26 protein-coding genes, 1 tRNA gene and 1 other RNA gene are annotated in these 24818 nt (G+C 67.9%); 4 read left to right on the plus strand and 24 right to left on the minus strand.

The features are described 5' to 3' along the window. Positions 1 to 35 precede the first annotated feature (35 nt). Positions 36 to 1325: a glutamate-1-semialdehyde 2,1-aminomutase gene (gene hemL / locus AC5P99_RS00760; RefSeq protein ID WP_049450502.1), complete on the minus strand. Its 1290-nt coding sequence runs from the start codon at positions 1323 to 1325 to the stop codon at positions 36 to 38. A gap of 16 nt (positions 1326 to 1341) precedes the next feature. After that, a complete protein-coding gene (gene thiE, locus AC5P99_RS00765) occupies positions 1342 to 1968 on the minus strand; it encodes a thiamine phosphate synthase (RefSeq protein WP_049450501.1) in 627 nt (208 codons plus the stop codon). 34 nt (positions 1969 to 2002) lie between these two features. Here thiE and AC5P99_RS00770 point away from each other — a divergent pair, with 34 nt between their 5' ends. Then, positions 2003 to 2227 carry a rubredoxin gene (locus AC5P99_RS00770; RefSeq protein ID WP_005410905.1) on the plus strand — a complete coding sequence of 75 codons (225 nt, stop codon included), beginning with the start codon at positions 2003 to 2005 and terminating at the stop codon, positions 2225 to 2227. Between the two features lie 78 nt (positions 2228 to 2305). Here the strand turns inward: AC5P99_RS00770 and AC5P99_RS00775 are convergent, their stop codons facing one another. From AC5P99_RS00775 to AC5P99_RS00810, 8 genes are all read right to left on the minus strand, one after another. Next, the gene (locus tag AC5P99_RS00775) at positions 2306 to 3151 is read right to left on the minus strand and encodes a SirB1 family protein (protein WP_024957828.1); all 846 of its coding nucleotides are present in this window, start codon (positions 3149 to 3151) and stop codon (positions 2306 to 2308) included. A 144-nt stretch (positions 3152 to 3295) separates the two neighbouring features. Next, positions 3296 to 3739, minus strand: coding sequence for a DUF192 domain-containing protein (locus AC5P99_RS00780; RefSeq protein WP_099605443.1), 444 nt, complete (start codon positions 3737 to 3739; stop codon positions 3296 to 3298). Positions 3740 to 3760: 21 nt separating this feature from the next. After that, positions 3761 to 4408, minus strand: coding sequence for a ribose-5-phosphate isomerase RpiA (gene rpiA / locus AC5P99_RS00785; RefSeq protein ID WP_005410902.1), 648 nt, complete (start codon positions 4406 to 4408; stop codon positions 3761 to 3763). 22 nt (positions 4409 to 4430) lie between these two features. Continuing rightward, entirely contained in the window at positions 4431 to 4910 is a 480-nt protein-coding gene (locus AC5P99_RS00790; RefSeq protein ID WP_495212799.1) for an EVE domain-containing protein, read from the minus strand. After that, entirely contained in the window at positions 4907 to 5500 is a 594-nt protein-coding gene (locus AC5P99_RS00795) for a 5-formyltetrahydrofolate cyclo-ligase (RefSeq protein ID WP_262091193.1), read from the minus strand. The genes AC5P99_RS00790 and AC5P99_RS00795 overlap by 4 nt, the downstream gene beginning before the upstream one ends. Positions 5501 to 5583: 83 nt before the next feature. Further along, a non-coding RNA gene (gene ssrS / locus AC5P99_RS00800) (6S RNA) lies at positions 5584 to 5769 on the minus strand. 154 nt (positions 5770 to 5923) lie between these two features. Then, on the minus strand, positions 5924 to 6220 hold the full coding sequence (locus AC5P99_RS00805) for a cell division protein ZapA (protein ID WP_005410899.1): 297 nt from the start codon (positions 6218 to 6220) through the stop codon (positions 5924 to 5926). Then, positions 6217 to 6438: a TIGR02449 family protein gene (locus tag AC5P99_RS00810; RefSeq protein WP_005410898.1), complete on the minus strand. Its 222-nt coding sequence runs from the start codon at positions 6436 to 6438 to the stop codon at positions 6217 to 6219. The genes AC5P99_RS00805 and AC5P99_RS00810 overlap by 4 nt, the downstream gene beginning before the upstream one ends. A 153-nt stretch (positions 6439 to 6591) precedes the next feature. On the opposite strand from AC5P99_RS00810, the gene AC5P99_RS00815 reads away from it, so the two are divergent. After that, the gene (locus tag AC5P99_RS00815; RefSeq protein ID WP_005410897.1) at positions 6592 to 7140 is read left to right on the plus strand and encodes a YecA/YgfB family protein; all 549 of its coding nucleotides are present in this window, start codon (positions 6592 to 6594) and stop codon (positions 7138 to 7140) included. A gap of 5 nt (positions 7141 to 7145) precedes the next feature. Continuing rightward, on the plus strand, positions 7146 to 8468 hold the full coding sequence (locus AC5P99_RS00820) for an aminopeptidase P N-terminal domain-containing protein (RefSeq protein ID WP_087944448.1): 1323 nt from the start codon (positions 7146 to 7148) through the stop codon (positions 8466 to 8468). A gap of 575 nt (positions 8469 to 9043) precedes the next feature. On the opposite strand, the gene pepQ is transcribed toward AC5P99_RS00820, so the two are convergent. From pepQ to rph, 7 genes are all read right to left on the minus strand, one after another. Continuing rightward, positions 9044 to 10375, minus strand: a complete 1332-nt coding sequence (gene pepQ / locus AC5P99_RS00825) for a Xaa-Pro dipeptidase (RefSeq protein ID WP_012481166.1) — start codon at positions 10373 to 10375, stop codon at positions 9044 to 9046. Between the two features lie 75 nt (positions 10376 to 10450). Next, the gene (locus AC5P99_RS00830; RefSeq protein WP_005410894.1) at positions 10451 to 10825 is read right to left on the minus strand and encodes a PilZ domain-containing protein; all 375 of its coding nucleotides are present in this window, start codon (positions 10823 to 10825) and stop codon (positions 10451 to 10453) included. Beyond that, positions 10822 to 13101, minus strand: a complete 2280-nt coding sequence (locus AC5P99_RS00835; RefSeq protein WP_495212800.1) for a DUF1631 family protein — start codon at positions 13099 to 13101, stop codon at positions 10822 to 10824. The genes AC5P99_RS00830 and AC5P99_RS00835 overlap by 4 nt, the downstream gene beginning before the upstream one ends. Before the next feature lie 202 nt (positions 13102 to 13303). Then, entirely contained in the window at positions 13304 to 14530 is a 1227-nt protein-coding gene (gene hemW, locus AC5P99_RS00840) for a radical SAM family heme chaperone HemW (RefSeq protein ID WP_049450496.1), read from the minus strand. Between the two features lie 56 nt (positions 14531 to 14586). Next, complete coding sequence (gene rdgB, locus AC5P99_RS00845) at positions 14587 to 15183, minus strand: RdgB/HAM1 family non-canonical purine NTP pyrophosphatase (RefSeq protein WP_005410891.1); 597 nt, start codon at positions 15181 to 15183, stop codon at positions 14587 to 14589. Next, positions 15180 to 15569 (minus strand): VOC family protein, encoded by a 390-nt coding sequence (locus tag AC5P99_RS00850; RefSeq protein WP_005414366.1) that lies wholly within the window; start codon positions 15567 to 15569, stop codon positions 15180 to 15182. The genes rdgB and AC5P99_RS00850 overlap by 4 nt, the downstream gene beginning before the upstream one ends. Beyond that, on the minus strand, positions 15566 to 16291 hold the full coding sequence (gene rph / locus AC5P99_RS00855) for a ribonuclease PH (RefSeq protein ID WP_005410889.1): 726 nt from the start codon (positions 16289 to 16291) through the stop codon (positions 15566 to 15568). Before rph ends, AC5P99_RS00850 begins: the two co-directional genes overlap by 4 nt. 124 nt (positions 16292 to 16415) lie before the next feature. Here rph and AC5P99_RS00860 point away from each other — a divergent pair, with 124 nt between their 5' ends. Beyond that, positions 16416 to 17276: a YicC/YloC family endoribonuclease gene (locus AC5P99_RS00860; RefSeq protein WP_088435709.1), complete on the plus strand. Its 861-nt coding sequence runs from the start codon at positions 16416 to 16418 to the stop codon at positions 17274 to 17276. 57 nt (positions 17277 to 17333) lie between these two features. On the opposite strand, the gene selD is transcribed toward AC5P99_RS00860, so the two are convergent. The 7 genes from selD to fdxH all read right to left on the minus strand — a co-directional run bounded on the left by selD (position 17334) and on the right by fdxH (position 24818). Beyond that, complete coding sequence (gene selD, locus AC5P99_RS00865) at positions 17334 to 18413, minus strand: selenide, water dikinase SelD (RefSeq protein WP_285311972.1); 1080 nt, start codon at positions 18411 to 18413, stop codon at positions 17334 to 17336. Positions 18414 to 18439: 26 nt separating this feature from the next. Then, positions 18440 to 18535, minus strand: a tRNA-Sec gene (locus tag AC5P99_RS00870). Positions 18536 to 18559: 24 nt separating this feature from the next. After that, on the minus strand, positions 18560 to 20491 hold the full coding sequence (gene selB, locus AC5P99_RS00875; protein WP_495212801.1) for a selenocysteine-specific translation elongation factor: 1932 nt from the start codon (positions 20489 to 20491) through the stop codon (positions 18560 to 18562). Then, positions 20488 to 21912, minus strand: a complete 1425-nt coding sequence (gene selA / locus AC5P99_RS00880) for an L-seryl-tRNA(Sec) selenium transferase (RefSeq protein WP_049450493.1) — start codon at positions 21910 to 21912, stop codon at positions 20488 to 20490. Before selA ends, selB begins: the two co-directional genes overlap by 4 nt. 4 nt (positions 21913 to 21916) lie before the next feature. Then, positions 21917 to 22900: a formate dehydrogenase accessory protein FdhE gene (gene fdhE / locus AC5P99_RS00885; RefSeq protein WP_049450492.1), complete on the minus strand. Its 984-nt coding sequence runs from the start codon at positions 22898 to 22900 to the stop codon at positions 21917 to 21919. Positions 22901 to 23256: 356 nt separating this feature from the next. Beyond that, positions 23257 to 23904 carry a formate dehydrogenase subunit gamma gene (locus AC5P99_RS00890; protein WP_005410882.1) on the minus strand — a complete coding sequence of 216 codons (648 nt, stop codon included), beginning with the start codon at positions 23902 to 23904 and terminating at the stop codon, positions 23257 to 23259. Then, on the minus strand, positions 23901 to 24818 hold the full coding sequence (gene fdxH, locus AC5P99_RS00895; protein ID WP_012481154.1) for a formate dehydrogenase subunit beta: 918 nt from the start codon (positions 24816 to 24818) through the stop codon (positions 23901 to 23903). Before fdxH ends, AC5P99_RS00890 begins: the two co-directional genes overlap by 4 nt.

The raw sequence follows: 24818 nt of genomic DNA on the forward strand, positions 1-24818 counted from the left end.
AACGACTTAATCCCCTCCGTCCCCTTTTTTTGCGATCAGCCCTTGGCAGCCCTGAACGCCACGCGTGCTGCGGCCAGCGTCGCCTCGATCACGGCATCGTCGTGGGCGCTGGACAGGAAGCCGGCCTCGTACGCCGACGGGGCCAGGAACACGCCCTGCTCCAGCATCGCGTGGAAGAAGCGGTTGAACGCCGGAATGTCACAGGCGGTGGCCTGCGCATAGGTTTCCACCTTCTCGCTGGTGAAGAACAGCCCGAACATCGCACCCACGCAGGTGGTGGTCACGGCCACACCGGCGTCGGCGGCGGCCGCTTCCAGACCCGCACACAGGCGTGCGGTGCGCTCGGCCAGGTCGGCATGGAAGCCCGGCTGCTGGACCAGCTCCAGCATCGCCAGGCCGGCAGCCATCGCCACCGGATTGCCGCTCAGCGTGCCGGCCTGGTAGATCGGGCCGGCCGGTGCGATCTGCTGCATCAGCTCGCGGCGACCACCGTAGGCACCCACCGGCATGCCACCACCGATGATCTTGCCGAAAGTGGTCAGGTCCGGGGTGATGCCGTAATGCGCCTGCGCACCGCCGAGGGCAACGCGGAAGCCGGTCATCACTTCGTCGAAGATCAGCAGCGCGCCATGCTTCGTGCACAGCGCACGCAGGTGTTGCAGGTAGCCCTCGCGCGGCGGGATGCAGTTGGCGTTGCCGACCACCGGTTCGATGATCAGGCCGGCGATGTCGTCACCCTGCTGTTCGAACAGGGCGGTGGCCGCTTCGAAGTCGTTGTAGGGCAGGGTCAGGGTCAGTTCGCTCAGGCCGGCCGGGACGCCCGGCGAGGTCGGCACGCCCAGGGTCAGCATGCCGCTGCCGGCCTTGACCAGGAACGAGTCGCCGTGGCCGTGGTAGCAGCCTTCGAACTTGACGATGCGGTTGCGGCCGGTGGCGCCACGCGCCAGGCGGATCGCCGACAGTGTGGCCTCGGTGCCGGAGTTGACCATGCGCACCATCTCGCACGATGGCACCAGGCGGGTGATGGTCTCGGCCATGGTGACTTCGGCCGCGCACGGCGCACCGAAGGACAGGCCATTGTCGATCGCCTTCTTCACCGCCTGGCGCACGGCCGGGTGGTTGTGGCCGACGATCATCGGGCCCCAGGAACCGACGTAGTCGATGTAGCGGTTGCCATCGACGTCGTACAGGTAGGCGCCATCGGCGCGTTCAACGAAGAACGGCTCGCCGCCGACCGACTTGAACGCACGTACCGGCGAATTGACGCCGCCCGGCAGCAGCTGCTGGGCACGGGAGAACAGGGCGTGGGACTGGTCGTGGTTCATGGGGCTTTCCTGGGCATTACGCGAACTGGGTGAGATAGGCGCGCTGGGTCGCGACCGGGTCCGATGCGGCATAGATACCGCTGACCACGGCCACCAGATCGGCGCCGGCGTCGATGATGGGACCGACATTGTCCGGCGTCAGGCCGCCGATCGCCACCCGCGGCACGCCGAGTGCGGCGCTTTGCCGCAGCAGGTCGGTGTGGGCGCGGCTGCTGGTGACCTTGGTGGTGGTCGGGAAGAAGGCGCCGAAGGCCACATAGCTGGCGCCGGCCGCCACGGCCTTCTCGGCATTGGCCAGCTGGTCGTAGCAGGAGGCGCCGATGATGGCCTCGGCACCGAGCAGCGCGCGCGCGCTGGGGATGTCCCCGTCGGTGCCGCCCAGATGCACGCCGGCGGCGCCCACGGCCTTGGCCAGCACCGGATCGTCGTTGACGATCAGCGGCACGCCGTGGGCGGCGCACAGGCCTTGCAGGGCCGTCGCCTGTTCCTGCCGAAGGGCATCGCTGGCGGTCTTGTTGCGGTACTGCAGCCAGGTGGCACCAGCGGCCAGCAGCGGCGCGGTACGGGCCAGCAGGCGCGCGGTATCGGGCTCGTCCGGGGTGATCAGGTAGACGCCGCGGGGCGCCGGGGAAGCAGAAGTCATCGATGGCTACCGGTGCGTGGGCTGCAATGGGACAATGGCCGCCCGTGAATCCAGCCCCGATTATCCGATGAGCGACGCCAGCCCCACCACCCTGCGAACCTGGATGTGCGTGGTCTGCGGCTTCCTGTACAGCGAAGCGGAAGGCTTGCCGGAGGAGGGTATTGAGCCCGGGACGCGTTGGGAGGACATTCCCGAGACCTGGACCTGCCCGGACTGCGGGGTGACCAAGGCCGATTTCGAGATGGTCGAGGTCGATTGACCGGCGGGCCACCCGGCCCATCCTGTGGGTGCTGACCGTTGGGGTGGGTGTGGACCGTTGGTCCACACACCGACACCCTCAATGCAGCCGCGGCATCGGCCCGCCGAGGTCGATCAGCTTCTCGCGCAGCCACTGCGCATCGCTGGCCTCGGGATTGCGCTTCAGGTACTGCCCCAGGTCATGGCGGGCACCGGCCAGATACTCCAGTTGCAGGTACGCCAGGCCGCGGTCGCGCAGCGCGTCGTCCTGCTCGGGCGCCAGTTTCAGCAGGCGGTCGGCACTGCGTGCGGCACGATCCCATTCACCGGCTTCGGCGTAGACGCCATGCAGGTTGCGCAGCATGCGCATCAGGATCGCGCGCGCCGGCGCCGGGTCGAGGATCTGCGCCAGCACCTGGTCATCGGGCATCTGCCCGCCCAGGTGTGACTTGGCGCGTTCGCGCAGTTCGTCCACGTCCAGTGGCCGGCCACCGTTGAACGGGTCCATCACCAGCACGCCGTCGTCCACCGGCAAACGCACCAGGAAGTGGCCGGGGAAGGACACGCCATCGAGCGGAATGCCCAGTCGGCGCGCGACTTCCATCTGCACCAGCGCCAGCGAGATCGGGTTGCCCAGTCGGCGTTCGAACACCTGGTTGAGATAGCTGTTGCGCGGGTCGTAATACTCGTCGTGGTCGCCGCTGTAGCCCAGCTCGTCGAACAGGTGGCGGTTGATCGCCGCCATTTTCAGTGGGCTGTTGTCGATGCTCTCCACTTCCGAACGGAGGTGGTCGACATGGCTCTGGATCAGCGCGTCGTAGGTGGACGGCTGCAGATCGGGGTATTCATCGCGCGCGATCAGCAGCGCGGTCGGCAACAAGGGCAGCGCCTCGTCTTCGAGGTCGGCCAGTGCATCCCAGTCGGGGAGTGTGATCCGGTCCTGCATGACCACAGACTGGCGTCATTCGCAGGCGGTTTCAAGCGGTGCCGCGTGAAAAATCCGGGGGTCAGATCCCTTTCGCGTGCGAAAGGGATCTGACCCCTGCGGGGTTGCCGGCCAGCGGCCGGCACTACCGCGGGCAGAACCCTGTTACTCGATGCCTGGGCCGAACTTCAGCTCCGTGCCGTCCTTCAGCTTGAGCTTCTCGGCCTGGCCGGCGTTGAGCTCCAGCACGTAACGTGCCGGGCCACCGCTGGGGTAGGGCGGGCACATGTCGCCGGCAGAGCACGGCGGCACATCGCGCTGCTGGCTGACCAGCTTGCGCTGGCTGTCGAAGTACAGGATGTCCAGCGCGATCTTGGTGTTCTTCATCCAGTACGCCTGCATTTCTTCGCGGTCGTGGATGAACAGCATGCCGTGGTCGGCCGACATCTGGTCGCGGAACATCAGCCCGCGTGCGCGGGTTTCATCGTTGGTGGCCAGCTCGACCTGGTAGCGGGCGCCATCCAGTTCGACCCAATGGCGGGCCGCGTCGGTGGCGCAGCCAGCCAGGGCCAGCAGCGGGAGCATCAGCAGCGAACGCAACAGCGACATCGTCAGGATCCTTCGAAAGGGTCAGAGCACGACCGGCGGCTCGCCGCCGACGATCACCACATCGGCGCGTCGGCGGGCGAACAGGCCGACGCAGACCACGCCCGGCAGCTGGTTGAGCTCGCGCTCCAGCTTTTCCGGATCGGTGATCTGCAGGTTGTGGATGTCCAGGATCTGGTTGCCGTTGTCGGTGACCACGCCTTCGCGCCAGGTCGGCTGGCCGCCGGTCATGTCGCGGATCTGGCGGGCGACCAGGCTGCGCGCCATCGGGATCACTTCCACCGGCAGCGGGAACCTGCCCAGCACCGGCACCTGCTTGCTCGGGTCGATGATGCAGATGAAGCGCTCGCTGGCCTCGGCGATGATCTTCTCGCGGGTCAGCGCGGCGCCGCCGCCCTTGATCAGGCACTTGTTGGCGTCGCACTCATCGGCGCCGTCCACGTACAGCGACAGGTTGCCGCTGTGGTTCAGCTCGATCACCTCGATGCCGTGCTGCTTCAGGCGCGCGGTGCTCTGCTCGGAGCTGGACACGGCACCCTTGATGCGGTGCTGGATGCGGGCCAGGGCATCGATGAAATAGGCCACGGTGGAACCGGTGCCGACACCGACGATCATGCCGTCTTCTACGTACTCGATGGCTTTCTCGGCGGCCAGGCGCTTGGCTTCGGACATGGGAGAACTCTCAGGCAGGGAATCAGGATTTCTTTTCCAGCGACAGCAGCAGCTTCCACTGCGCGGCGGTCACCGGGAACACCGACAGGCGGTTGCCCTTGGCAACCAGCGGGAAGCCTTCACCGAGCGCTTCGGCGTGCAGCTTGATCTCGTCCAGCGCGATCACCTGCTTGAGCTTGCGGTCGAAGGCCACGTCCACCAGCATCCAGCGCGGGTTCTCGCGCGTGCTCTTGGGGTCGTGGTAGTCGGATTTCGGATCGAACTGGGTGTCGTCCGGGTAGGCCGTACTGGCCACGGTGGCCAGGCCGACGATGCCGGGCACCTTGGTATTGGAGTGGTAGAACAGGATGCCGTCGCCCACCTGCATGACATCGCGCATGAAGTTGCGCGCCTGGTAGTTGCGCACCCCGTTCCAGGGTTCGACCTTGACCTTGGCCAGGTCATCGATGGAGAAGGCGTCCGGTTCGGACTTCATCAGCCAGTAGCGCTTGCGGGCGGTCATGCGTTCACGGGGGCAGCGGAGGGGAACAGGGTGCCGTCTTCGGTGCAGATCGCATCCACCGGCACGTCCCACGACGCCACCGGCAAGGACTCGACCTGCTGCACCGCGAACGCAGCACCGACCAGCCAGGGCGGCGCCGGCCGGTCGTGGCGGAAGGCGAAGCTGCGATCATACCAGCCGCCCCCCATGCCCAGCCGCCGGCACTGCGTGTCGAAACCCACCAGCGGGGCCACCACCAGCGCCATCTGTGCTGGTTCCAGGGTGTCTTCCAGCGCCACGTCCGGCTCGGGAATGCCGTAGCGGTTGCTGGTCAGCGGCTGCCCCTGCCGCCACGGCGCGAAGCGCAGCACGTCGCCGGCCAGCACCGGCAGGCAGTAGGTGAGGCCTTCGGGCAACTGCAACTGCCAGCGGTGCAGGGCGATCTCGCCATCCAGCGCCCAGTAGCCGGCCACGGCGCCTTCGCGCGGGGCGAACGGCAGGGCGAGCAGGGCATCGGCAAGCGATTCGGCGGCGGCGATGCGCTCAGCGGCGGAAAGGTCGCGGCGGCGTTGCCGCAGGTCGTGGCGCAGGGCCTGGCGCGGGTCGGTCATGGCAGCGTGCGGCAAGGATCAGCCGTCATTGTGCCGGAAAGAACAAGGGCGACGCCCGAAGACGCCGCCCTTGCTGGAATATTGCATTCTCCGCAATGTCGATGCATGCGAAACGACCTTGAACCCGGGGGCTCAAGTGGGAACGCTGGAGAACCATCGGGCTTCCCGCTGCAAGGCGGACCTGCACTCCCGGCGCTGTCGCGCTCCCGGTGTCGTTCTTAAGGGACAAGGCGAATGTTTGCACATGCCGTCGAGTACCGCAGAGAACGCGTGGCCATTATAGCCAGCACGCAGGATCTGGATAGGCCGTTCGTCGGCAACAGTCCGTGCCAATTCAGATATGCGAAAAGGGGACGGAGGGGATTAAGACGTTTCCGGCACGGATGGGGGCGAATGCGCCTTAATCCCCTCCGTCCCCTTTTTCTAGGGGGTGCCGTCGATGGCGCGGTCCAGGCGCCGGTTCAGGTCGGCCAGGGTCTGCTGCAGGGCCACGGCCTGGCGGGCGTTTTCGTCGCGCAGCAGCTGCAGTTCGTGGGCCAGGTTCAGCGCGGCCAGTACGGCAACGCGATCAACCGCGGCCATGCGGTTGCTGCCGCGGATCTCGCGCATGCGCGCATCCAGCAGGCGTGCGGCGGCCATCAGGCTGTCACGTTCATCGCCGCCGACGCCCACGGTGTATTCACGATCGAGGATGCGGACACTGACCGGTTCGGCGCTCATGTGTGCTGCTCCAGGGATTTGAGCCGGCTGATCATTGCTTCCACCCGCGAACGTGCCTGCTCATTCTTGGCCAGCAGCGTCGAGCGCTCGGCCACCAGCTGCTCCTGCTGGTGGCGCAGGCTGCGGTTCTCCTCGGCCAGGCGCTGGTTGCGTTCAAGCAACGCTTCCACGCGGGCGGCGAAGTCCTGCAGCTGGGCAAGGGGATCGGCGGGTTCCATGCGGGCACGATAGGCAAGCCGGGCAAGGGCGGTCAAGCGTTGTCGCAGCAAGGCTGGACGGCTGCGGAGAGGATGCCGTCGGGTTGCTACACTACGGGGTCTCACGGGCGCGCGCGTGCGCGCCCCGGGTTTCCTTTCCGAACGAGCCGCACGATGACCGAACTTCCCTCCGTCGACGACGTTACCCGCGCCAGCCAGGCGTTGGGCCTGGGCGCCACCGCTGCCGAGCTGCACGGCGCGCTGTGCGGCTGGCTGGCTGCCGGCGGTGCCCCCGGCAACGACTGGCCGGCGCGCGTGCTGGCCGACGACAACCTGCCGCCGGTGGCCGCCGACAGCGTGCTGGGGCAGCTGCTGCAGGCCACCATCAAGCAGCTGGAAGACCGCGACTTCGCCTTCGAGCTGCTGCTGACCGACGGCGACGACGTATCCGCGCAGGCCGATGCCATGTTCAGCTGGACCCGTTCCTTCCTGGGCGGCTTCGGCCTGGGCAGTGGCGGCCGCCGCCCGACCCTGTCCGAAGAGGGCGAGGAAGCGCTGACCGACATGGCCAGCCTGGCGCGTGCCTCCAGCGAGGATTTCGAGGCCGGTGGCGATGATGACGACGAAGCCCTGTCGGAGATCGAGGAATTCATCCGCGTGGCGGTGCTCCTGCTGCACGGCGACGTGGTGCTGGCCTCGCGCCATCGTCAGCGCCTGAACTGATGGACATCAAGCAGCGCACCGGCATTGCGGCCGGCGAGTACAAGCGTCGCCGTCGCCAGCTGATGGACATGGCCGGCGAGGACGCGATCCTGGTGCTGCCGGCGGCGGCCGAGAAGGTGCGCAGCCTCGATACCCATTATCCGTTCCGGCAGGATTCGGATTTCCAGTACCTGAGCGGCTTCCCGGAGCCGGAAGCAGTGCTGGTACTGATCCCGGGCCGACGCCACGGCGAGGCCATCCTGTTCTGCCGCGAGCGCGATGCCGAACGCGAAGCCTGGGACGGCAGCCGCGCCGGCCAGGAAGGCGCGGTGGCGCAGTACGGCATGGACGATGCCTACCCGATCGATGATCTGGACGACATCCTGCCGGGCCTGCTTGAAGGCCGTTCGCGCGTCTACTACCACTTCGGCCGGGATGCCGACTTCGACCTGAAGCTGATCGGCTGGGTCAACCGCGTGCGTTCGCAGGTGCGCCACGGTGCGCAGCCGCCGCACGAGTTCCTCGAACTGGGCCACCTGCTGCACGAGCAGCGCCTGTTCAAGTCCGGTGCCGAAGTGGCGTTGATGCACCACGCCGCGCAGATCAGCGTGCGTGCGCATCTGGCCGCGATGAAGGCCGCCAGGGCCGGCATCCACGAGTACGAACTGCAGGCGGAGCTGGAACGCGTGTTCCGCGCCAATGATGCGGTGCCCGCGTACTGCAGCATCGTCGGCGCCGGCCGCAACGGCTGCATCCTGCATTACCGCGACAACAACGCGCGTTCGCGCGACGGCGAGCTGGTGCTGATCGACGCCGGTGCCGAGTACCGTGGCTACGCCAGCGACATCACCCGCACGTTCCCGGTGAATGGCCGCTTCAGCGCCGAGCAGCGTGCACTGCACGACCTGGTCGGCGATGCGCAGGCGGCTGCGTTGGCCCAGGCCAGGCCGGGCGTGCCGTACGAGGCCGGTCACCTCGCCGCAGTGCAGACCCTGACCGAGGGCCTGCTGCGGTTGGGCCTGCTGAAGGGTACGCTGGAAAAGAACCTGGCCGAAGGCCTGTACCAGCGCTTCTACCGGCACAAGACCGGGCACTGGATCGGCATGGACGTGCACGACGTGGGCGACTACCGCCTGGCGGGTGACTCGCGTCTGCTGGAGCCGGGCATGGCGTTCACCATCGAGCCGGGGTTGTACATCGGCGTGGATGACACGACGGTGGAACCGCGCTGGCGCGGTATCGGCATCCGCACGGAGGATGACGTGCTGATCACCGATGACGGCCATCGCGTGCTGACCGAAGGCCTGGCGCGCAGCGCCGACGAGATTGAAGCGGTGATGGCGGGGTAAGGGGTGTTCTGCAGGGCTTGCAGCCCTGCACCTGCGGTAGTGCCGGCCGCTGGCCGGCAACCTCAACAGCAACAGCAACAGCAACAGCGGGCATTCCGTGGGATGGCGGGGCACTGTGGGTTTGCGGGGACGCCGTGAACCCGTCCATGGGGGCTTGGTCGCGGCATCCATGCCGCTCACACCCCGCAAACCCACAGTACCCCGCCTTCGACAGGTTCACGCGGCTGTTGGTGGGTGCCGACCGTGCCGACCGTTGGTCGGCACATCTGTCAGATATCGAATGAATCATCCACGCATGGCGTGGATCTACGGGCAATTGCGGCTGTTGGGTAGGTGTCGACCGTGGTCGACACAGAGCGAGCGCAGCGAGCGACCCGCTTCTGCTTTTCTTTTTTCTTTTCCGTGGTTGGACGCGCCCAGGAAACTGTCAGAGGTGGGGCGGGGTGGGTTCGCGGGGGTGTCCGCGGCATGGATGCCGCGGCCAAGCCCCCAGGGACGGGTTCACGGCGTCCCCCGCGAACCCACCCCGCCCCACCAAGCGCGGCTTTTGAATTCAGCGCCCAACCACGAGGGGCTCAGCCGTTCGCCGCAGCAAACGCCGGCCGCGTCAGGTTGTCCGCCTCGCCATCAGTGCACAGCACTTCGTCTTCAATGCGGATGCCACCATACGGACGGAAGAAGTCCACGCGCTCCCAGTTGATCGCATCACCATGGCCGGCGTCCTTCACTTCGTTCAACAGCATGTCGATGAAGTACAGGCCTGGCTCGATGGTCACCACCATGCCCGGTTCCAGCACGCGGGTCAGGCGCAGGTAGGGATGGCCGGCCGGGCGCTCGATGCGGCCGCCCTCGTCGCTGGCCGCGAAGCCGGCCACGTCGTGCACCTGCAGGCCGATCAGGTGGCCGATGCCGTGCGGGAAGAATGCGGCGCTGACGCCGGTCTCCAGCGCGGTCTGCGGCGACACCTTGATCACGCCGAAGTCCTTCAGCACGCCCATCAGCGAAAGATGTGCGTCCACGTGCAGCTGCTTGTAGTCGAAGCCCGGGCGCACCGCTGCACACATCTGCTGCTGGGCGGCGTCGACGGCCGCAATCATCGCGGCGAATTCGTCGTGGCCCTGCGCGGCGTAGGTGCGGGTGATGTCGCTGGCGTAGCCGTGCGCACTGGCGCCGGCGTCGATCAGGAAGCTGCGCAGCGGCTGCGGTGCCTTGCGGCCCAGCTCGGTGTAATGCAGCACGGCGGCGTGTTCGTTCAACGCCACGATGTTGCCGTAGGGCAGCTCGTTGGCATCCTGGCCGACGGCCTGGCAGTACGCCATGTGGATGCTGAATTCGTCGGCACCGTTGCGGAACGCGGCCTCGGCGGCGCGGTGGCCGCGCACGCCCAGCACCTGGGCCTGGCGCATCAGTGCGATTTCATACGGCGTCTTGCTGCCTCGGTGCCATTCCAGGTAGTTCACCACCGGCGCCGGGTTGTTCGGCACGTAGTTGCCCAGCGCGCTCTGCGGCTCGCCCAGGATCGCGCAGCGCGACGGGTCGGCCGGCAGCAGGGCCAGCGCCTCTTCGGGCTTGCGGATGATGTGGATGTCGAAGTGCTCCACCCACCAGCCACTGGGGGCGTCCGGTACCACGTGCCAGTAGTCGAAGGGCTGGTGGAAGATCACTGCCGGGCGCTTGCCCGGGGTGAACACGATCCAGCTGTTGGGCACGCGGGTCAGCGGCAGCCAGGCCTTGAACTGCGGGTTGACCGCATACGGGTAGTCGCGGTCGTCGAACACCTGGTAGTGCAGGGTGCCGCTGGGCACCACCAGATGGTCGAAGCCGCCGCGGGCCAGCGCCTGTTCGGCGCGTCGGCACAGCACGGCCAGGTGGTCGGAATACAGGGCGCCGGGGTCTTGCTGGATCATTGCGGTGGCTCGACACGGAAAACGGCCCTAGATTCTGCCGCATACCGCGAAAAACCGCTGTGCCGGAACCGGCACTCAGGCCGTCGAAACCGGTCCCTCGTCGCTGTCTTCGCCCACCCACTGCCGCAGCAGCTGCCGATGTTCGCGCGACAGGGTCAGGAAGCGGAAGCCGGTCCAGCTCTGCCCGGGAACGTGTGCGGGCTCGCTCCACAGCAGATGCACGCCTACGTCGATGGCCTGCTGGCGGCCATCACCCAATGGCAAGGGAAAGCGCAGCTGGTACAGCGCATCCTCGCGCAGCGGCATGCTGGCCAGCATCAGCATGCCAGTTTCGGAGACATTGCCGAGGCGCCCGACCACGCACTCGCGCATCTGGTCGGTAACCGGCACCAGGTCCGAGACCTGGCGGCGCGGCGCGCGGCGGGTGTCCTGCGGCGGTACGGCTTTCATGCGGGGGTCTCCTGTGCGCGAGCCGTGGCCAGTGCGCGCAGCGCACCGAGGCTGGCTTCCCAGGCACGGTCGACCAGCCGGCCCTTGTCTTCGGTGACCAGCTGCGCGCGCCCGGCACTGATCTGCCGTGCCAGCGCATCCAGGTCGGTATCGGTGATCTTCTGCCCGCGCGCATTGACGAACAACGCGTGGCCGGTCAGCAGGCTGTACCAGGACAGGCGCTGGCGGCGCATCGTGCCATCGCCCGTGTCGATGTCGAACCAACTGCCGAACGGCAGGCTGGACAGCTGTTGGTAGGCCGCTTCTTCGGCGCTGCTGCGCGGCGTGGCAGGTGCGGCGCCACTGTTCGTGCCGGCGTGCTCGCCCAGGCGCGCACGTGCCTTGAGGCGTGCGCTGAGCTCGGTACGCGAGGTGCTTTCATCCTCGCCGCCGGGCGTGGCCAGCCTGCGCGCGACAGCGGCGGCTTCCTCGGCGTGGTAGCCGACCTGCAGCAATGCGGCCTCCACGTCCGCTGCCAGTGCGGTATCGGTGCCGCCGGGAGCGTCGATGGCCTGCGCGGTGATGGCAGCGATGCGCTCGGTCTGTTGCAGGCGCTCCTGCCATTGCGGTGAATCGTCGCCATGGCGCAGGCGGGTGAGGGTCAGTGCATCGGCCCAGGCCTGGCGCAGCAAGGTCTGCACGAAGCGCGGTGGCGACCGGGTGTCGCAGCACTGGTCGATCTGTGCGGTGGCCTGGCGACGGGCCAGTTCCAATCGTTCCTTGCCGCGCGCGGCTTCCACATGGCGGCGCTCGGCCAGTTCGGCACGATGGGCCGCCGCGCGCTGGTGCTGCTGCACGTCTTCACTGGCGGCGGCAAAGACTTCCGGCGCACGCGCATCCTGCCCCAGCAGGCCCTGCACGCTCTGCGCCATGCGCTGCAGCAGCTGCGGGTCGACATCCTCATCGCCCAGCCAGTTGGCGCCGACTTCGGCGATCTGATTGAGCAGCTCACGCGCGGGGTGTTCGTCGCGCACGAAAAAGCCCGGATCGGCCATGGCGGCGCGTGCCAGGGGTACCTGCAGGCGGGCCAGCAGCGCGGCCGGCACTGGATCGGGACGCTGCTGCTGTTGCACCTGCTGCATCAGCATGCGCAGCAGGTCGAGGTTGTCCCGGTCGTGACTGCCCAGCTGGGCCTGCGCACCATGCTCGCTGCGCAGCTGCGCGACCACGGCAGCCTGCAGGTCGGCCACACCGGTTGCCGCACTGGACTGGGCCTGCAGGCGCGCGAGTACCGCGTCGACTGCCGCGCTGGGCACCGCGCCGCTGTCCCCCGGGGCAGGGCTGCCGTGCCGTGCCTGCTGCAGCAGCTCATGCAGTGCACTGCCGGTGGAGGTGGTCACGCCCGGCGTGGCGGGGCCGGCTGCGCCGCCCTCGTGGAAGGCGTCCTGTACCAGGCTGGACCAGGAGCCGGCCGGTGCCGAACCGTTCCAGCCGGTCAGGGGGGCTGCGGTGCGCTTGGCCGGCTGCGTGGTGCGGCCGCCCCCCACCGACTGGGTGATGATCCGCCGCGTGCTCGACGAGCGTGCCAGGTAGGGGGTGTAGACCAGCCCCGGCAGTACACCGGACTGGGCCAGCAGGGCATTGGCACGGTCAAGGATATCGCCCAGCCGTTCCAGCACCTGCCGTTCGAAACTGCGATACAGCGCCAGCTGTACCTCGACGCTCAGCGCGTCCTGTTCGGCAATCCGGCGCACCATCGCGCACAGTGCCTGCGGTGCCAGCGGCAGGGTGTCGGCCTCGAAGGCCGGCGCCGCCGCCAGTACGCCCAGGCGTTGGCCCAGCAGGTTCAGTGTGTTGGTTGAACGCAGGGTTTCGCGCCGCACCATCTCGGTCAGCAGCAGGTCGCGATCCACTTCGTGCTCATCAACCAGCGACAGCCCGAGCATGCCCGGCAGCGCTGGCGGCCCAGCACTGGTACTGACACCGCTGACCGGTTCGCGCAACCGCGCGAGGGCGTCGGCCACGGCATCGAGCATGCGATCGGCGAAATGGCCGGCGAAGGCGTGCAGCTGTCCACGCTGGGCCATCAGCTCGGCCTGCTGCTGCGGATTGCGTGCGCGGTCGGCGTCGTGCAGCAGGGTCTGCTCCAGCGCCTCGACGGTCAGGATCAGGGGCGCGGCCAGCGACTGCCGGCACAGGCCGATCAGCGCGCCCAGCAGCTCACGTACCCGCGGTGGCAGATCGCTGGCGGCCAGGCGGTTCTTGTCGGCAGGAGTGATGGAAAAGACAGCTGACATCGGCAGGCGGTACCCGGATTCCCGCGGATCGATCTGGTGAATCTACCGTGTCGGCCGATGTCGGCGCTACTTTAGGCTGAACGTGAATCGCATCCGCCGGGCCTGGCCCAACCGATGAACGGTAGTGCCGGCCGCTGGCCGGCAGATATGTCTCCACCGGATTGCCGGCCAGCGGCCGGCACAACCCTCTGTCACGCGAGGATCAATCTTCCAGGAACAGGCTTACCACGTCGTTGGTGAAGCGGCGGCCCAGCTCGGTCGGCTGCACATGCCCATCCGTGACTTCCAGCCAGCCGCGCTGCACGGCCTCGGCCAGGGGAGCGTCCAGCACGCTGCGCGGCAGCCCCGTGCGCGACTCGAAATCGCGCAGGCCGAAACCTTCGTGCAGGCGCAGCAGGTTGAGCATGTATTCGAACGGCAGGCGCTCCGGCGCGATCACATCGTCGCCGCCGAACGAGGCGGGCGTGCCGGCGCTGTCCAGGTAGGCCTGCGGGTGCTTCAGCTTCCAACGTCGCAGCACATGCTCCTCGGCGCCGGAACTGATCTTGCCGTGCGCGCCGGCACCGATGCCCAGGTAGTCGCCGAAGCGCCAGTAGTTCAGATTGTGCGCGCTCTGCCGACCGGGGCGCGCATAGGCGCTGACCTCGTACTGGCCGAAACCGGCCTGTGCCAGCAATGCCTGGCAGTGTTCCTGCATGTCCCAGGCGTTGTCTTCATCGGGAATGCCCTGCGGCGGCCGCGCGAAGAACACCGTATTCGGTTCCAGGGTCAGCTGGTAGTGGGAGATGTGTGCCGGCTGCAGCGCGAACGCGCGTTCCAGGTCGGCCTCGGCACCGGCCAGGGTCTGTTCCGGCAGCGCGTACATCAGGTCGATGTTGAAGTTGTCGTAGCCCGCGTCCTGCGCCATCTTTACCGCGCGCTCGGCTTCGCCACTGTCGTGGATGCGGCCCAGGCGCTTGAGCATCGCATCGTCGAAACTCTGGATGCCGAAGCTGAGGCGGTTCACGCCGGCCGCGCGATAGCGGTCGAAGCGGCCATGTTCGGCGGTGCCCGGGTTGGTTTCCAGGGTGATTTCGGCATTGGGCGCGAAACGCAGGCGTGCGCTGGCCTGTTGCAGGAAGCGGTCGATCGCCTCCGGCGGGAACAGGCTGGGCGTGCCGCCACCGAAGAACACGCTGTGCACCACCCGGCCCCAGACCAGCGGCAGGTCCTGGTCGAGGTCGCGCAGCAGCGCATCGATATAAGCGTCGAACGGCAGCTCGCCCTTGGCCTGGTGCGAATTGAAATCGCAGTACGGGCATTTGCGCACGCACCACGGCAGGTGCACGTACAACGACAGCGGTGGCGGCACCAGCCGCGGCGGGTTGTCGTGGTCGGCGGAGCAGGCTTCGCCGGGCAGGTGGTTGCAGTGGTCGTGGGCGTGCGGCATGGGCTTCTTCGGTAGTGCCGGCCGCTGGCCGGCTTCCCTGGGTCGATCGGGTAGCGTCAGTACAGCGTCGCCAGCTGCTGCTTGAGCTGCTGCAGGGCAATGGCGCGGTGGCTGATGGCGTTCTTCAGTGCCGGCTCCATTTCCGCGGCGGTCAGGCCGTGGGTGGTGTCCAGGAATACCGGGTTGTAGCCGAAACCATTGGTGCCGCGCAGTTCGCGGATGATCTGGCCTTCCCAGCGGCCTTCACAGATCAACGGCTGCGGGTCGGTGGCGTGGCGCAGCAGCACGATCACCGCATAGAAGCGGGCGCTGCGCTGGCCATCGGGAATGTCGGCCATCGCGTCCAGCAGCTTGGCATTGTTGGCCGCAGCATTGGTCGGGTGGCCGGCATAGCGTGCGCTGTACAGGCCCGGCGCACCGCCGAGGGCATCGACGATCAGGCCCGAATCATCGGCCAGCGCCGGCAGGCCGGTCGCTTCGCAGGCCGCGCGCGCCTTCAGCAGCGCGTTCTCGACGAAGGTCAGGCCGGTCTCTTCCACATCGCCCAGCCCCAGTTCGGCGGCCGAGGTGATCTGCAGCGGCAGATCGGCAAGGATCTCCTGCATCTCCACCAGCTTGCCGGCGTTGTGGCTGGCCAGTACCAGTTTCTTCATTGACGGGGCTCCAGCAGGTCCCAGGTGTTGCCATACAGATCGCGGAACACCGCAACCGTTGCATAGGGTTCTTCGCGCGGCGCTTCCAGGAACTCGACGCCGGCGGCGACCATCGCCGCGTGGTCGCGGCGGAAGTCGTCGGTGTTGAGGAAGAAGCCGACGCGGCCGCCGGTCTGGTTGCCGATGCGGCTGCGCTGCTCCTCGTCGCTGGCGCGGGCCAGCAGCAGGGCGGCGGCGCTGCCGTCGGTCGGGCCGACCACCACCCAGCGCTTGTGGCCCTGGTCGATGTCCTCCAACAGTGCGAAGCCGAGCTTGCCGGTGTACCAGGCAATGGCTTCGTCATAGTCGGCCACCACCAGGGTGGTCAGGGCGATGCGGCGGTTCATGCCGACAGCGCCGCCTGCTGAGCGGCCAGCAGTTCGCCCACGCCCTTTTCGGCCAGGCCCAGCAGCGCATCCAGTTCATCGCGACGGAAGGCGTGGCCTTCGGCGGTGCCCTGCAGCTCGATGAAGCCGCCACCGTCGTTCATCACCACGTTCATGTCGGTGTCGCAGTCGCTGTCTTCGGCGTAGTCCAGGTCCAGCACCGGGGTGCCGCGGTACACGCCTACCGATACGGCGGCCACTGCGCCCAGGATCGGGTTGCGCTTGATGTCGCCACGCTTCATCAGCACGTTCACCGCATCGACCAGCGCCACGTAGGCGCCGGTGATGGCGGCCGTGCGGGTGCCACCGTCGGCCTGCAGCACGTCGCAGTCGAGGGTGATGGTGCGCTCGCCCAGCGCGTTGCGATCCACGCAGGCGCGCAGGCTGCGGCCGATCAGTCGCTGGATCTCCAGGGTGCGGCCACCCTGCTTGCCACGGGCCGCTTCACGGTCGCTGCGGGTGTGGGTGGCGCGCGGCAGCATGCCGTATTCGGCGGTGACCCAGCCTTCGCCCTTGCCGCGCAGGAAGCCCGGCACGCGGTTCTCGACGCTGGCGGTGCACAGCACACGGGTTTCACCGAAGCACACCAGCACCGAACCTTCGGCGTGGCGGGTGAAGCCGCGTTGGATGACGACCGGGCGGAGCTGGTCGGGCTGGCGGCCGCTGGGGCGGGAATCGGACATGGTGCGGGTTCCGTAATGGCGAGGGAGTACGCCGCCACGCCCGCGGCCTTCACGGGGCGGGCAAGGGGGCTCTGGTGAGGGCGCTAGGGTACCATTCCCCCTTTGCACGCACCGGACACAATCCATGATTCGAAGCATGACCGCCTATGCCGGCGGCGAGCGGGTCACCCCGTGGGGCACGCTGGGCTGCGAGCTGCGCTCGGTCAACCACCGCTTCCTGGAGGTCGGCACCCGCCTGCCCGAGGAGCTGCGGGCGCTGGAACCGCAGCTGCGCGAGCGCATCGCCGCGCGCCTGAGCCGTGGCAAGCTGGATCTGGTGATGCGCCTGCGCGCGCCGGAAGCGGCGGCCAACCTGCAGGTGGACGAGGCCCTGCTGGGCCAGCTGGGCCGCCTAGCGCACCGCCTGACCTCCGATTTCCCCAACCTGCAGGTCAGCTTCACCGACCTGCTGCAGCTGCCGGGCGTGACCCGTGGCGAGGCCACCGACGCCGCCGCCCTGCAGGTCGAGGCGCTGGCGCTGCTGGACCAGGTGCTGGATGGCTTCGTCGAGGCCCGTGAGCGCGAAGGCGGCAAGTTGGCTGAGGCCATCAGCGAGCGTGTGGACGGCATCGAACGCATCGCCACCGAAGTCCGCACGCTGATTCCGGCCATTCGCGACGGCCAGCGCGCCAAGCTGGCCGCACGCCTGGCCGACCTGCCGCACCCGGTCGACCCCGGCCGCGCCGAGCAGGAACTGGTCCTGTGGCTGCAGAAGCTGGACGTGGATGAAGAGCTGGACCGCCTCGGCAGCCACATCGTCGAGATCCGCCGCGTGCTCAAGCAGCGCGAGCCGGTCGGTCGCCGCCTGGACTTCCTGCTGCAGGAGTTCAACCGCGAAGCCAATACGCTGGGCTCGAAGTCGGTGGACAGCCGCACGTCCAATGCCGCGGTGGAGCTGAAGGTGCTGATCGACCAGATCCGCGAACAGGTGCAGAACATCGAGTGATGTTGCACCCCGCAAAATGACAAGGGCGCCTTTGGGCGCCCTTGTCGTTCCAGCGCATCAGCGCACGCTGACGCCCGGCGCTCCTTCGCTCAAACGCCCGACCACGGCTGCCTGGCCGAACCCCGCGTCGTGGAAGCAGGCCAGCACTGCATCCACCGCCTCCGGAGCGCACGACACCAGCAGTCCGCCGCTGGTCTGCGGATCGGTCAGCAGCGGCTGCCAATGGGCGGCCAAGCCCTCGGCGAAGCGCACCTCGGCGCCATACGAGGCCCAGTTGCGGTGGGAAGCGCCGGTCACGCAGCCACGCTGCAGCAGCTCCAGCGCCTGCGGCAGCAGCGGCACCTGTGCACTGTCCACCTCGGCAGCGACACCACTGGCGCGGCACACTTCCAGCAGGTGGCCGAGCAGGCCGAAGCCGGTGACGTCGGTCATGGCATGCACACCGTCCAGCGCGGCCAGCGGCACGCCCACGGTGTTCAGGCGGGTGGTCGACGCGATCATCTGCCGGTAGCCGTCGGCATCCAGCACTTCCTTCTTCAGCGCCGACGAATACACGCCCACGCCCAACGGCTTGCCCAGCACCAGCACGTCGCCGGCGCGGGCATCGGCATTGCGCTTGAGTCGTTGCGGGTCGAGCACGCCGATCGCAGCCAGGCCGTAGATGGGTTCCACCGAATCGATGCTGTGGCCACCAGCGACCACGATGCCCGCATCGGCGCTGGCGCGTTCGCCACCCTGCAGAATGCCGCGGATCGTGTCCTGCGGCAGCGTGTTGATCGGCATGCCGACGATGGCCAGTGCGAACAGCGGGCGCGCGCCCATCGCATACAGGTCCGACAGCGCGTTGGTGGCCGCGATGCGGCCGAAGTCGAACGGGTCGTCGACGATCGGCATGAAGAAGTCGGTGGTGGCGACGATCGCCTGCCGGTCATCGAGGCGATACACCGCGGCGTCGTCGCTGTTCTCACGGCCCACCAGCAGCTCAGCCGGTGCCGGAAGTGCTGGAACGCCACGCAGCAGTTCGCTCAGCACGCCCGGCGCGATCTTGCAGCCGCAGCCGCCGCCATGCGCGAGAGAGGTCAGTCGTTGCGGGGCATCGGCCGTTGAAGGGGCGGGGGACTGCGCGTGCGTGGCCATGCCGACATCTCCTGCGGGAACGCGAATGGCGGAAGGCAGCAGGAGTCGAACCTACCAGGGAACGATCGACGCCCCCTACTGGGTTTGAAGCCCAGCCGCATGCCCGGATGCGCATGCCTTCCGAAAGTACGGCGGTACCGGTGGGCTCAGTCGCGGGCTGCGTTCCACTGCAGGTCGCCGCGCGGCCGATGCTGGTCACCGACGCGTCGAGTGTAGCCAACGCGATTGAAGAACTCCAAGATCTGGATGCTGCGTTTGCGGCCCAGGCCGATGGCATCGCGGAACGTGGCCGCATCCACCGTGCCGCTGGCCTGTGACAGCTGCGCGACGATCGCGGCGAGTTCCGCAATGCACGCGGGTGCATAGAACAGGTCCGGCACCACCTGGAACAGCTCGCCACGTGCGGTGGCGCGGCGCAGGACGGCGCGGACTTCGTCTTCGGCCAGGCCGATCTCGGCAGCAAGGGTGCGCACCCACGGCGGATCGAAGCGACCGGCGTGCAGTTGCGGCAGCACGCGTTCCAGCAGCAGACGCTCGCGTTCCGGTGGCGCATGGCCATGCCCGGGCAGGCGCCACCAGGCACCCACGCGTTGCACGCTGCCGTCGTCCAGCAGGTCCTGCAGCAGCGCATTCCAGAGGCTCGCTGCAAGAGCGGGCAGGGTGCTGCGCTGCAGGCGGCCGCTGTCGACACCGGGTTCGTCCGGGCGTCGCTCATGCCATCCACGCAGTGAGGCGATCACCTGCTCGCGCAATGCCTGCCAGTGCGACACAAGGATGACTACCGTGTCTTCGCGGGTGACGATGCGTCGCGTGTCTGCAGGAAGATCGATCCGGTCGGCGGCGCGCCGGCAGTAGCGCTGCAGCGCGGCCATGGCAACGCCGAAGGGCGCCTGCTGCAACAGTGGGCCGATTCCCGCACCCGCGGCCAGTTGCTCCAGTGCTCCCAGCCATGCGAGCCGTGCAGGACTGCGCCGGCGCCGCTGTGGCGGGTCCGGATCGAGCACGAGGCCGCCGCCCAGCGTGTGGGTGGCCGCTGAATCGCGGGCAATGAAGCGATCGCCACACATCGCACAGACCGGAGCATCGAACACCAGCTGCACCAACTGCCCGTCACCGTGGTCACGGTCCTCCAGCAGCACCACATGGGCCTGCCGGTGCATCGTGCCCCAGTGGATATGCAGCGGTGCCCAGTCGCGCAACGGTGCGGCCAACGCGGACAGCCGCAACCGCACATCAACGCGGGTGGTGGCCAGCAGTGCGCGTGCGTCGGCGATCCAGTCACCGCGGCGAATGTCATCACGGGCGATGGCCGCCAGGTTCAGCGCGCAGCGCTGCCCGGCCATCGCGTGGTCACTGGCCTGGTTCTGCGCGTGGATGCTGCGTATGCGCACTTCAGTGGCGGCCGGCATCAGCTGCAGATGCTCACCCACCGAGGCGATGCCGCCGTGCACTGCACCGGTCACCAGCGTGCCATGACCGGCCAGCGAGAACACGCGGTCCACCGGCATGCGGAACAGCTCGCTGCGCAGTTCGGCCTGGCGCGTGCTGGCATCGTCCGCCGCCCACGCGTGCAGCTGGGTACGCAGCGCGTTGATGCCAGCATCGTCGGGTGCGGTGCTGTTGCAGGTGAACACAGGGGAATCCTGCAGTGGCGTGCCGGCCAGCAGGGCAGCGACCTCGATCTCGACCCGGGCCAGGCGCGCCGCATCCACACGGTCGATCTTGGTCAGCGCCACCGCACCGCGGTTCACGCCCAGCAGCTGCAGGATGGCCAGGTGCTCGCGGGTCTGTGGCATCACGCCGTCGTCGGCAGCGATGACCAGCAGGGCGCCGTCGATACCCGTGGCGCCGGCCACCATCGTGTGCACGAAGCGCTCGTGGCCCGGCACGTCGACGAAACCCAGCGTCGCGACAGGACCTGTGCCGTCCCTGCGTTCCACAGGAACATAGGCATAGCCCAGTTCGATGGAAATACCACGCGTACGCTCTTCCTGCAGGCGATCGGTTTCGATGCCGGTCAGTGCCCGCACCAGGCTGGTCTTGCCATGGTCGATATGCCCGGCGGTGCCGACGATCATGCCTGCAGCGTGCTCCACTGGGCGAGGAAGTCGGCTTCGTCGGCCGGTTCCAGGCAGCGCAGGTCCAGCCATAGCGCGTCATCGGCAATGCGGCCCAGCACGGGTCGCGGCAGCTGACGCAGGCGCTTGGCCAGGCGATCCAGTCCGCCACGGCGTGCGCTGGTAATGCGCAGTCCGGCGCTGGCCAGCTGCGCCTGTGGCTGGGCGCCGCTGCCGATCTGGCTGTGCATCGAAGCGGGCCCGAGGGTGTAGTCCGCCGTGAGCGAGGCACGCATCGGCTGCAGCAGGCGCTGGGCCTGCGCATCAATGTCATCCTGCGTGCGCGAGAGCGTGCGCAGTGTCGGCAGCCGCTGTGCCAGCAGCTCGGGTTCGCGGTACAGGGCCAGCACCGCCTCCAGTGCGGCCAGGCCCATCTTGTCCATGCGCAGTGCCCGCTTCAGCGGGTTGCGGTTGATCCGCGCGATCAGGTCCGCGCGACCGGCGATGATGCCGGCCTGCGGGCCACCCAGCAGCTTGTCGCCGCTGAACGAAACCAGATCGGCGCCGGCCGTCAGCGTTTCCTGCACGGTGGGTTCGTGCGGCAGGCCGAACGTGGCCAGATCGCACAGGCTGCCACTGCCCAGGTCCACCACCAGCGGCAGGCCATGTTCGTGCGCGATCGCGGCCATCGCCGCGGTGTCGACCTTGGCAGTGAATCCGCTGATCGCGTAGTTGCTGGCGTGCACCTCCATCAGCAGCGCTGTGCGCGCGCCGATGGCGTTGGTGAAGTCGGCCGGATGGGTGCGGTTGGTGGTACCTACTTCCAGCAGCCGCGCGCCGGCGCTGCGCATCACGTCGGGAATGCGGAAGGCGCCACCGATCTCCACCAGCTCGCCGCGCGACACCACCACGTCGCGGCGGTTGGCCAGGCTGTTGAGCAGCAGCAGGACCGCCGCCGCATTGTTGTTGACCACAGTGGCGGCTTCGGCACCGGTCAGCTCGCAGATCAGTGCCTGTACCCGCGCATCGCGGTCGCCGCGACGGCCACGGATGACGTCGAACTCCAGATCGACCGGCGCGGTCATCGCGCGGGTGACTGCCTGCACCGCGGCCTCGGGCAGCAATGCGCGACCCAGGTTGGTATGCAGTACGGTGCCGGTCAGGTTGAACATCGGTTGCAGGTCCAGCCGTGCATCGGCTGCCAGTTCGGCCTCGACCGCTGCCACCAGCGCCGGGCCGTCGACCGCTTCCTGCAGCTGCGCGGTCGACAACTGGCTGGCGCTTACACGCTCACGCAGCACCTGCAGGTGCGAACGCAGCAGCTGGGTGATGCGGCTTCGACCGTGGCCTTCGATCAGTGGCGCCAGTGCAGGCAGGCGCAGCACCCGGTCCAGCGAGGGCAGGGCGGCGGCCGATGCCGGGGCGGGGGGCATGGCTGTCATCGCCTCAATCGCCGTCGGATTGCCACAGCAGAGGATTCTGGCTGGCACGCGCATAGCCTTCCTCGGCCAGCAGCAGATCCAGCGCCAGCGTGCCGAGGTCATCGGCCACCGGCTCCAGTGACGGGTCCTTTTCCAGATACAGGATCTTGCGGTAGCTGTGACAGTGGTCGCAGGTTTCGGCACGCACCGCGCTCTCGCGCACCGCCTCGCCGCTGTCGCCGTCCACATCGGCCAGGGCGCGATAGGCGATGTCCTTGCCGGCGGCACCACACTGGCTGCACTGCACGCGCACGTAGTGCCACTGGCAGGCGCACAGCGAGCACGACAGGTAACGGTAGGACGCATAGGGTGCGCGTGCCTGCACCACGCTGGTCACCGGCAACGTGCCGCACAGCGGGCACAGCCCTGGCGCATCAGCCAGCGGCTTCAGGTCGGTAGGGCGGAAGCTGGCTGCGAGGACCGCCCAGTAAACCTGCAGTGCGTTCATCACCAGCAGCGCAGCGACCGCATCCACCGACGGCGCGTCATCGCGCTCCAGCACCGCGTGCGCCTGCGCATCCAGCCAGGCGTCGTCGGCCGCGGCGACGCGTTGCAGCTCCTGCCGGGTTTCCACCGGCAGCCCGGCTTCGTCGGCACAGTGCTGGCACAGCGTGCGCAGCCAGTCGCGCCAGCATCCATCCAGCTGAAGCGTGTTGGCCGGCCGCAACGGCATGCCGGCACCGGCCGCCGCACTCGACTGCTGCGCGCGCGCCTGCGACTGCAGTGCCTCGCGCTGCTGCGGTGTCAGTTCATCCAGCAGCGCCTGCTGTGCATCGGCCAACGCCGCCAGCAGCTGCAGGTAACCGCCGATGGCACTGTGCGCGGCCAGGCTGCGCAGGCGCGTCGCGCGCTCAGCGAACAGTGACTCGATATCGGGCAGGATGATGCGCGGCACATCGCGCGAGGCGAGCGTCTCGATCTCACCGGGTTCAAGGATGCGTTGCGCCATGCAGGGCCAGCCAGAAGAACCGGCCTCCATCCTCGCCGTTGTCGGCGCTCGCGTCCAGCGGGTTCAAACAACGCAGTCGAGCAAAGCAGTCGAGCACGGCTCGACTCTACAAAAACCGGTTTCGGTCGTTGCCATGTTCATCGTGTCGACCAAGGTCGACACCCACCAGCAACGGGAAACTGTCGAAGGCGGGGCACTGTGGGTTTGCGGGGTGTCCGCGGCATGGATGCCGCGGCCAAGCCCCCAGGGACGGGTTCACGGCGTCCCCGCAAATCCACAGTGCCCCGCCAACCCACGTATAGCCAGCTTTTGACGTTGACCTTGCCTCTGCGGGTGCAGGGCCGCAGGCCCTGCCGCTACCCCTCTTCCCGCCGCCCGCGCAGGATGTCCCTGAACCACTGCCGGTGGTGCTTGTACGCCCACCCATAGGTCACCTTGCCCTGGGTCATCGCCCGCACCGAGCCCTTGATCCAGATCGCCGCATAGATGTGCACCACGATCGCGCACACCAGCACCCAGCCGAACAGCGCATGGGCCAGCACCGAGAAGCGGATCACCCCGATCGGGAAGAAGTGGCTGAAGTACTGCCGCCAGATCACGAAGCCGGTCAGCAGCAGCGCCGACAGGCAGCCGATGATGGCCCAGAACAGCAGTTTCTGGCCGGCATTGAAACGGCCCACCGGCGGCAGCTTCTCATCCTCGTTGCGCAGTACATCGCGCATGCCGCGCATCCATGCGCGATCGTCGGCGGTCGGCAGATTGTCGCGCCACATGCGGAACGCCAGCAGCGCAAAGCCCACCACCATGGCCAGCCCGATGAACGGATGCAGGATGCGCGTCCAGGGGCCGCCACCGAACAGCTGGGTCAACGGGAACAGGGCAGGGTGGAACAGCGCCAGCCCGGACAGCGCGGTCAGCACGAAGCAGATCGCCACGATCCAGTGGTTGATGCGGGTCGGTGCGCGGTAGCGGATGATCTGGCGCGGGTGCGGGGCGTACTTCATGGCCGCTGCTCCTCTTCGATCTTCTTCGCCTCGTGCTCGGCTTCCTCTTCTTCCTCGTCATTGACCGTGTTGCGGCCGATGCCGATGTAATGCAGGAAGCCGGCGAAGGCGGTGGCGGCGATCGCCAGCACGCCCAGCGGCTTGGCCACGCCCTTCCACACCTCCACCATCGGGCTGATGCGCGGATCCTTGGGCAGGTCGGCATACAGCTCCGGCTTGTCCACGTGCTGCAGCACGTACATCACGTGGGTGCCGCCGACGCCCTGCGGATCGTACAGGCCGGCATTCTCGTAGCCGCGCGATTTCAGGTCTTCCACGCGTCCGGCCGCATGCTCGGTCATCGCCTGCTTGCTGCCGAAGGTAATCGCGCCGGTCGGGCAGGTCTTCACGCAGGCCGGTTCCTGGCCCACCGCCACCCGGTCCGAACACAGCGTGCACTTGTAGGCCTTGTGGTCCTTCTTGGAGATGCGCGGCACGTCGAACGGACAACCGGTCACGCAGTAGCCGCAGCCGATGCAGTTCTCTTCCTGGAAGTCGACGATGCCGTTGGCGTACTGGATGATGGCACCGGGCGACGGGCAGGCCTTCAGGCAGCCCGGATCGCTGCAGTGCATGCAGCCTTCCTTGCGGATCAGCCACTCCAGCTTGCCCTTCTCGTCCTCGTACTCGCGGAACTTCATCACCGTCCACGACTGTTCGCTCAGGTCGGGCGGGTTGTCATAGCTGCCAACGCAGCTGCCCACTTCGTCGCGCAGGTCATTCCACTCCATGCAGGCGACCTGGCAGGCCTTGCAGCCGATGCACTTGCTCACATCGATCAGCTTGGCGACCTGGCCGGTGTGCGCACCACGCGCCTCCGGCGAGGGCGTGGTGGTGGCCGAGCGGCGGATGATGTCCAGGGATTGCAGTGACAT

The sequence above is a fragment of the Stenotrophomonas sp. YJH_SMC_80 genome (genome assembly GCF_059372495.1).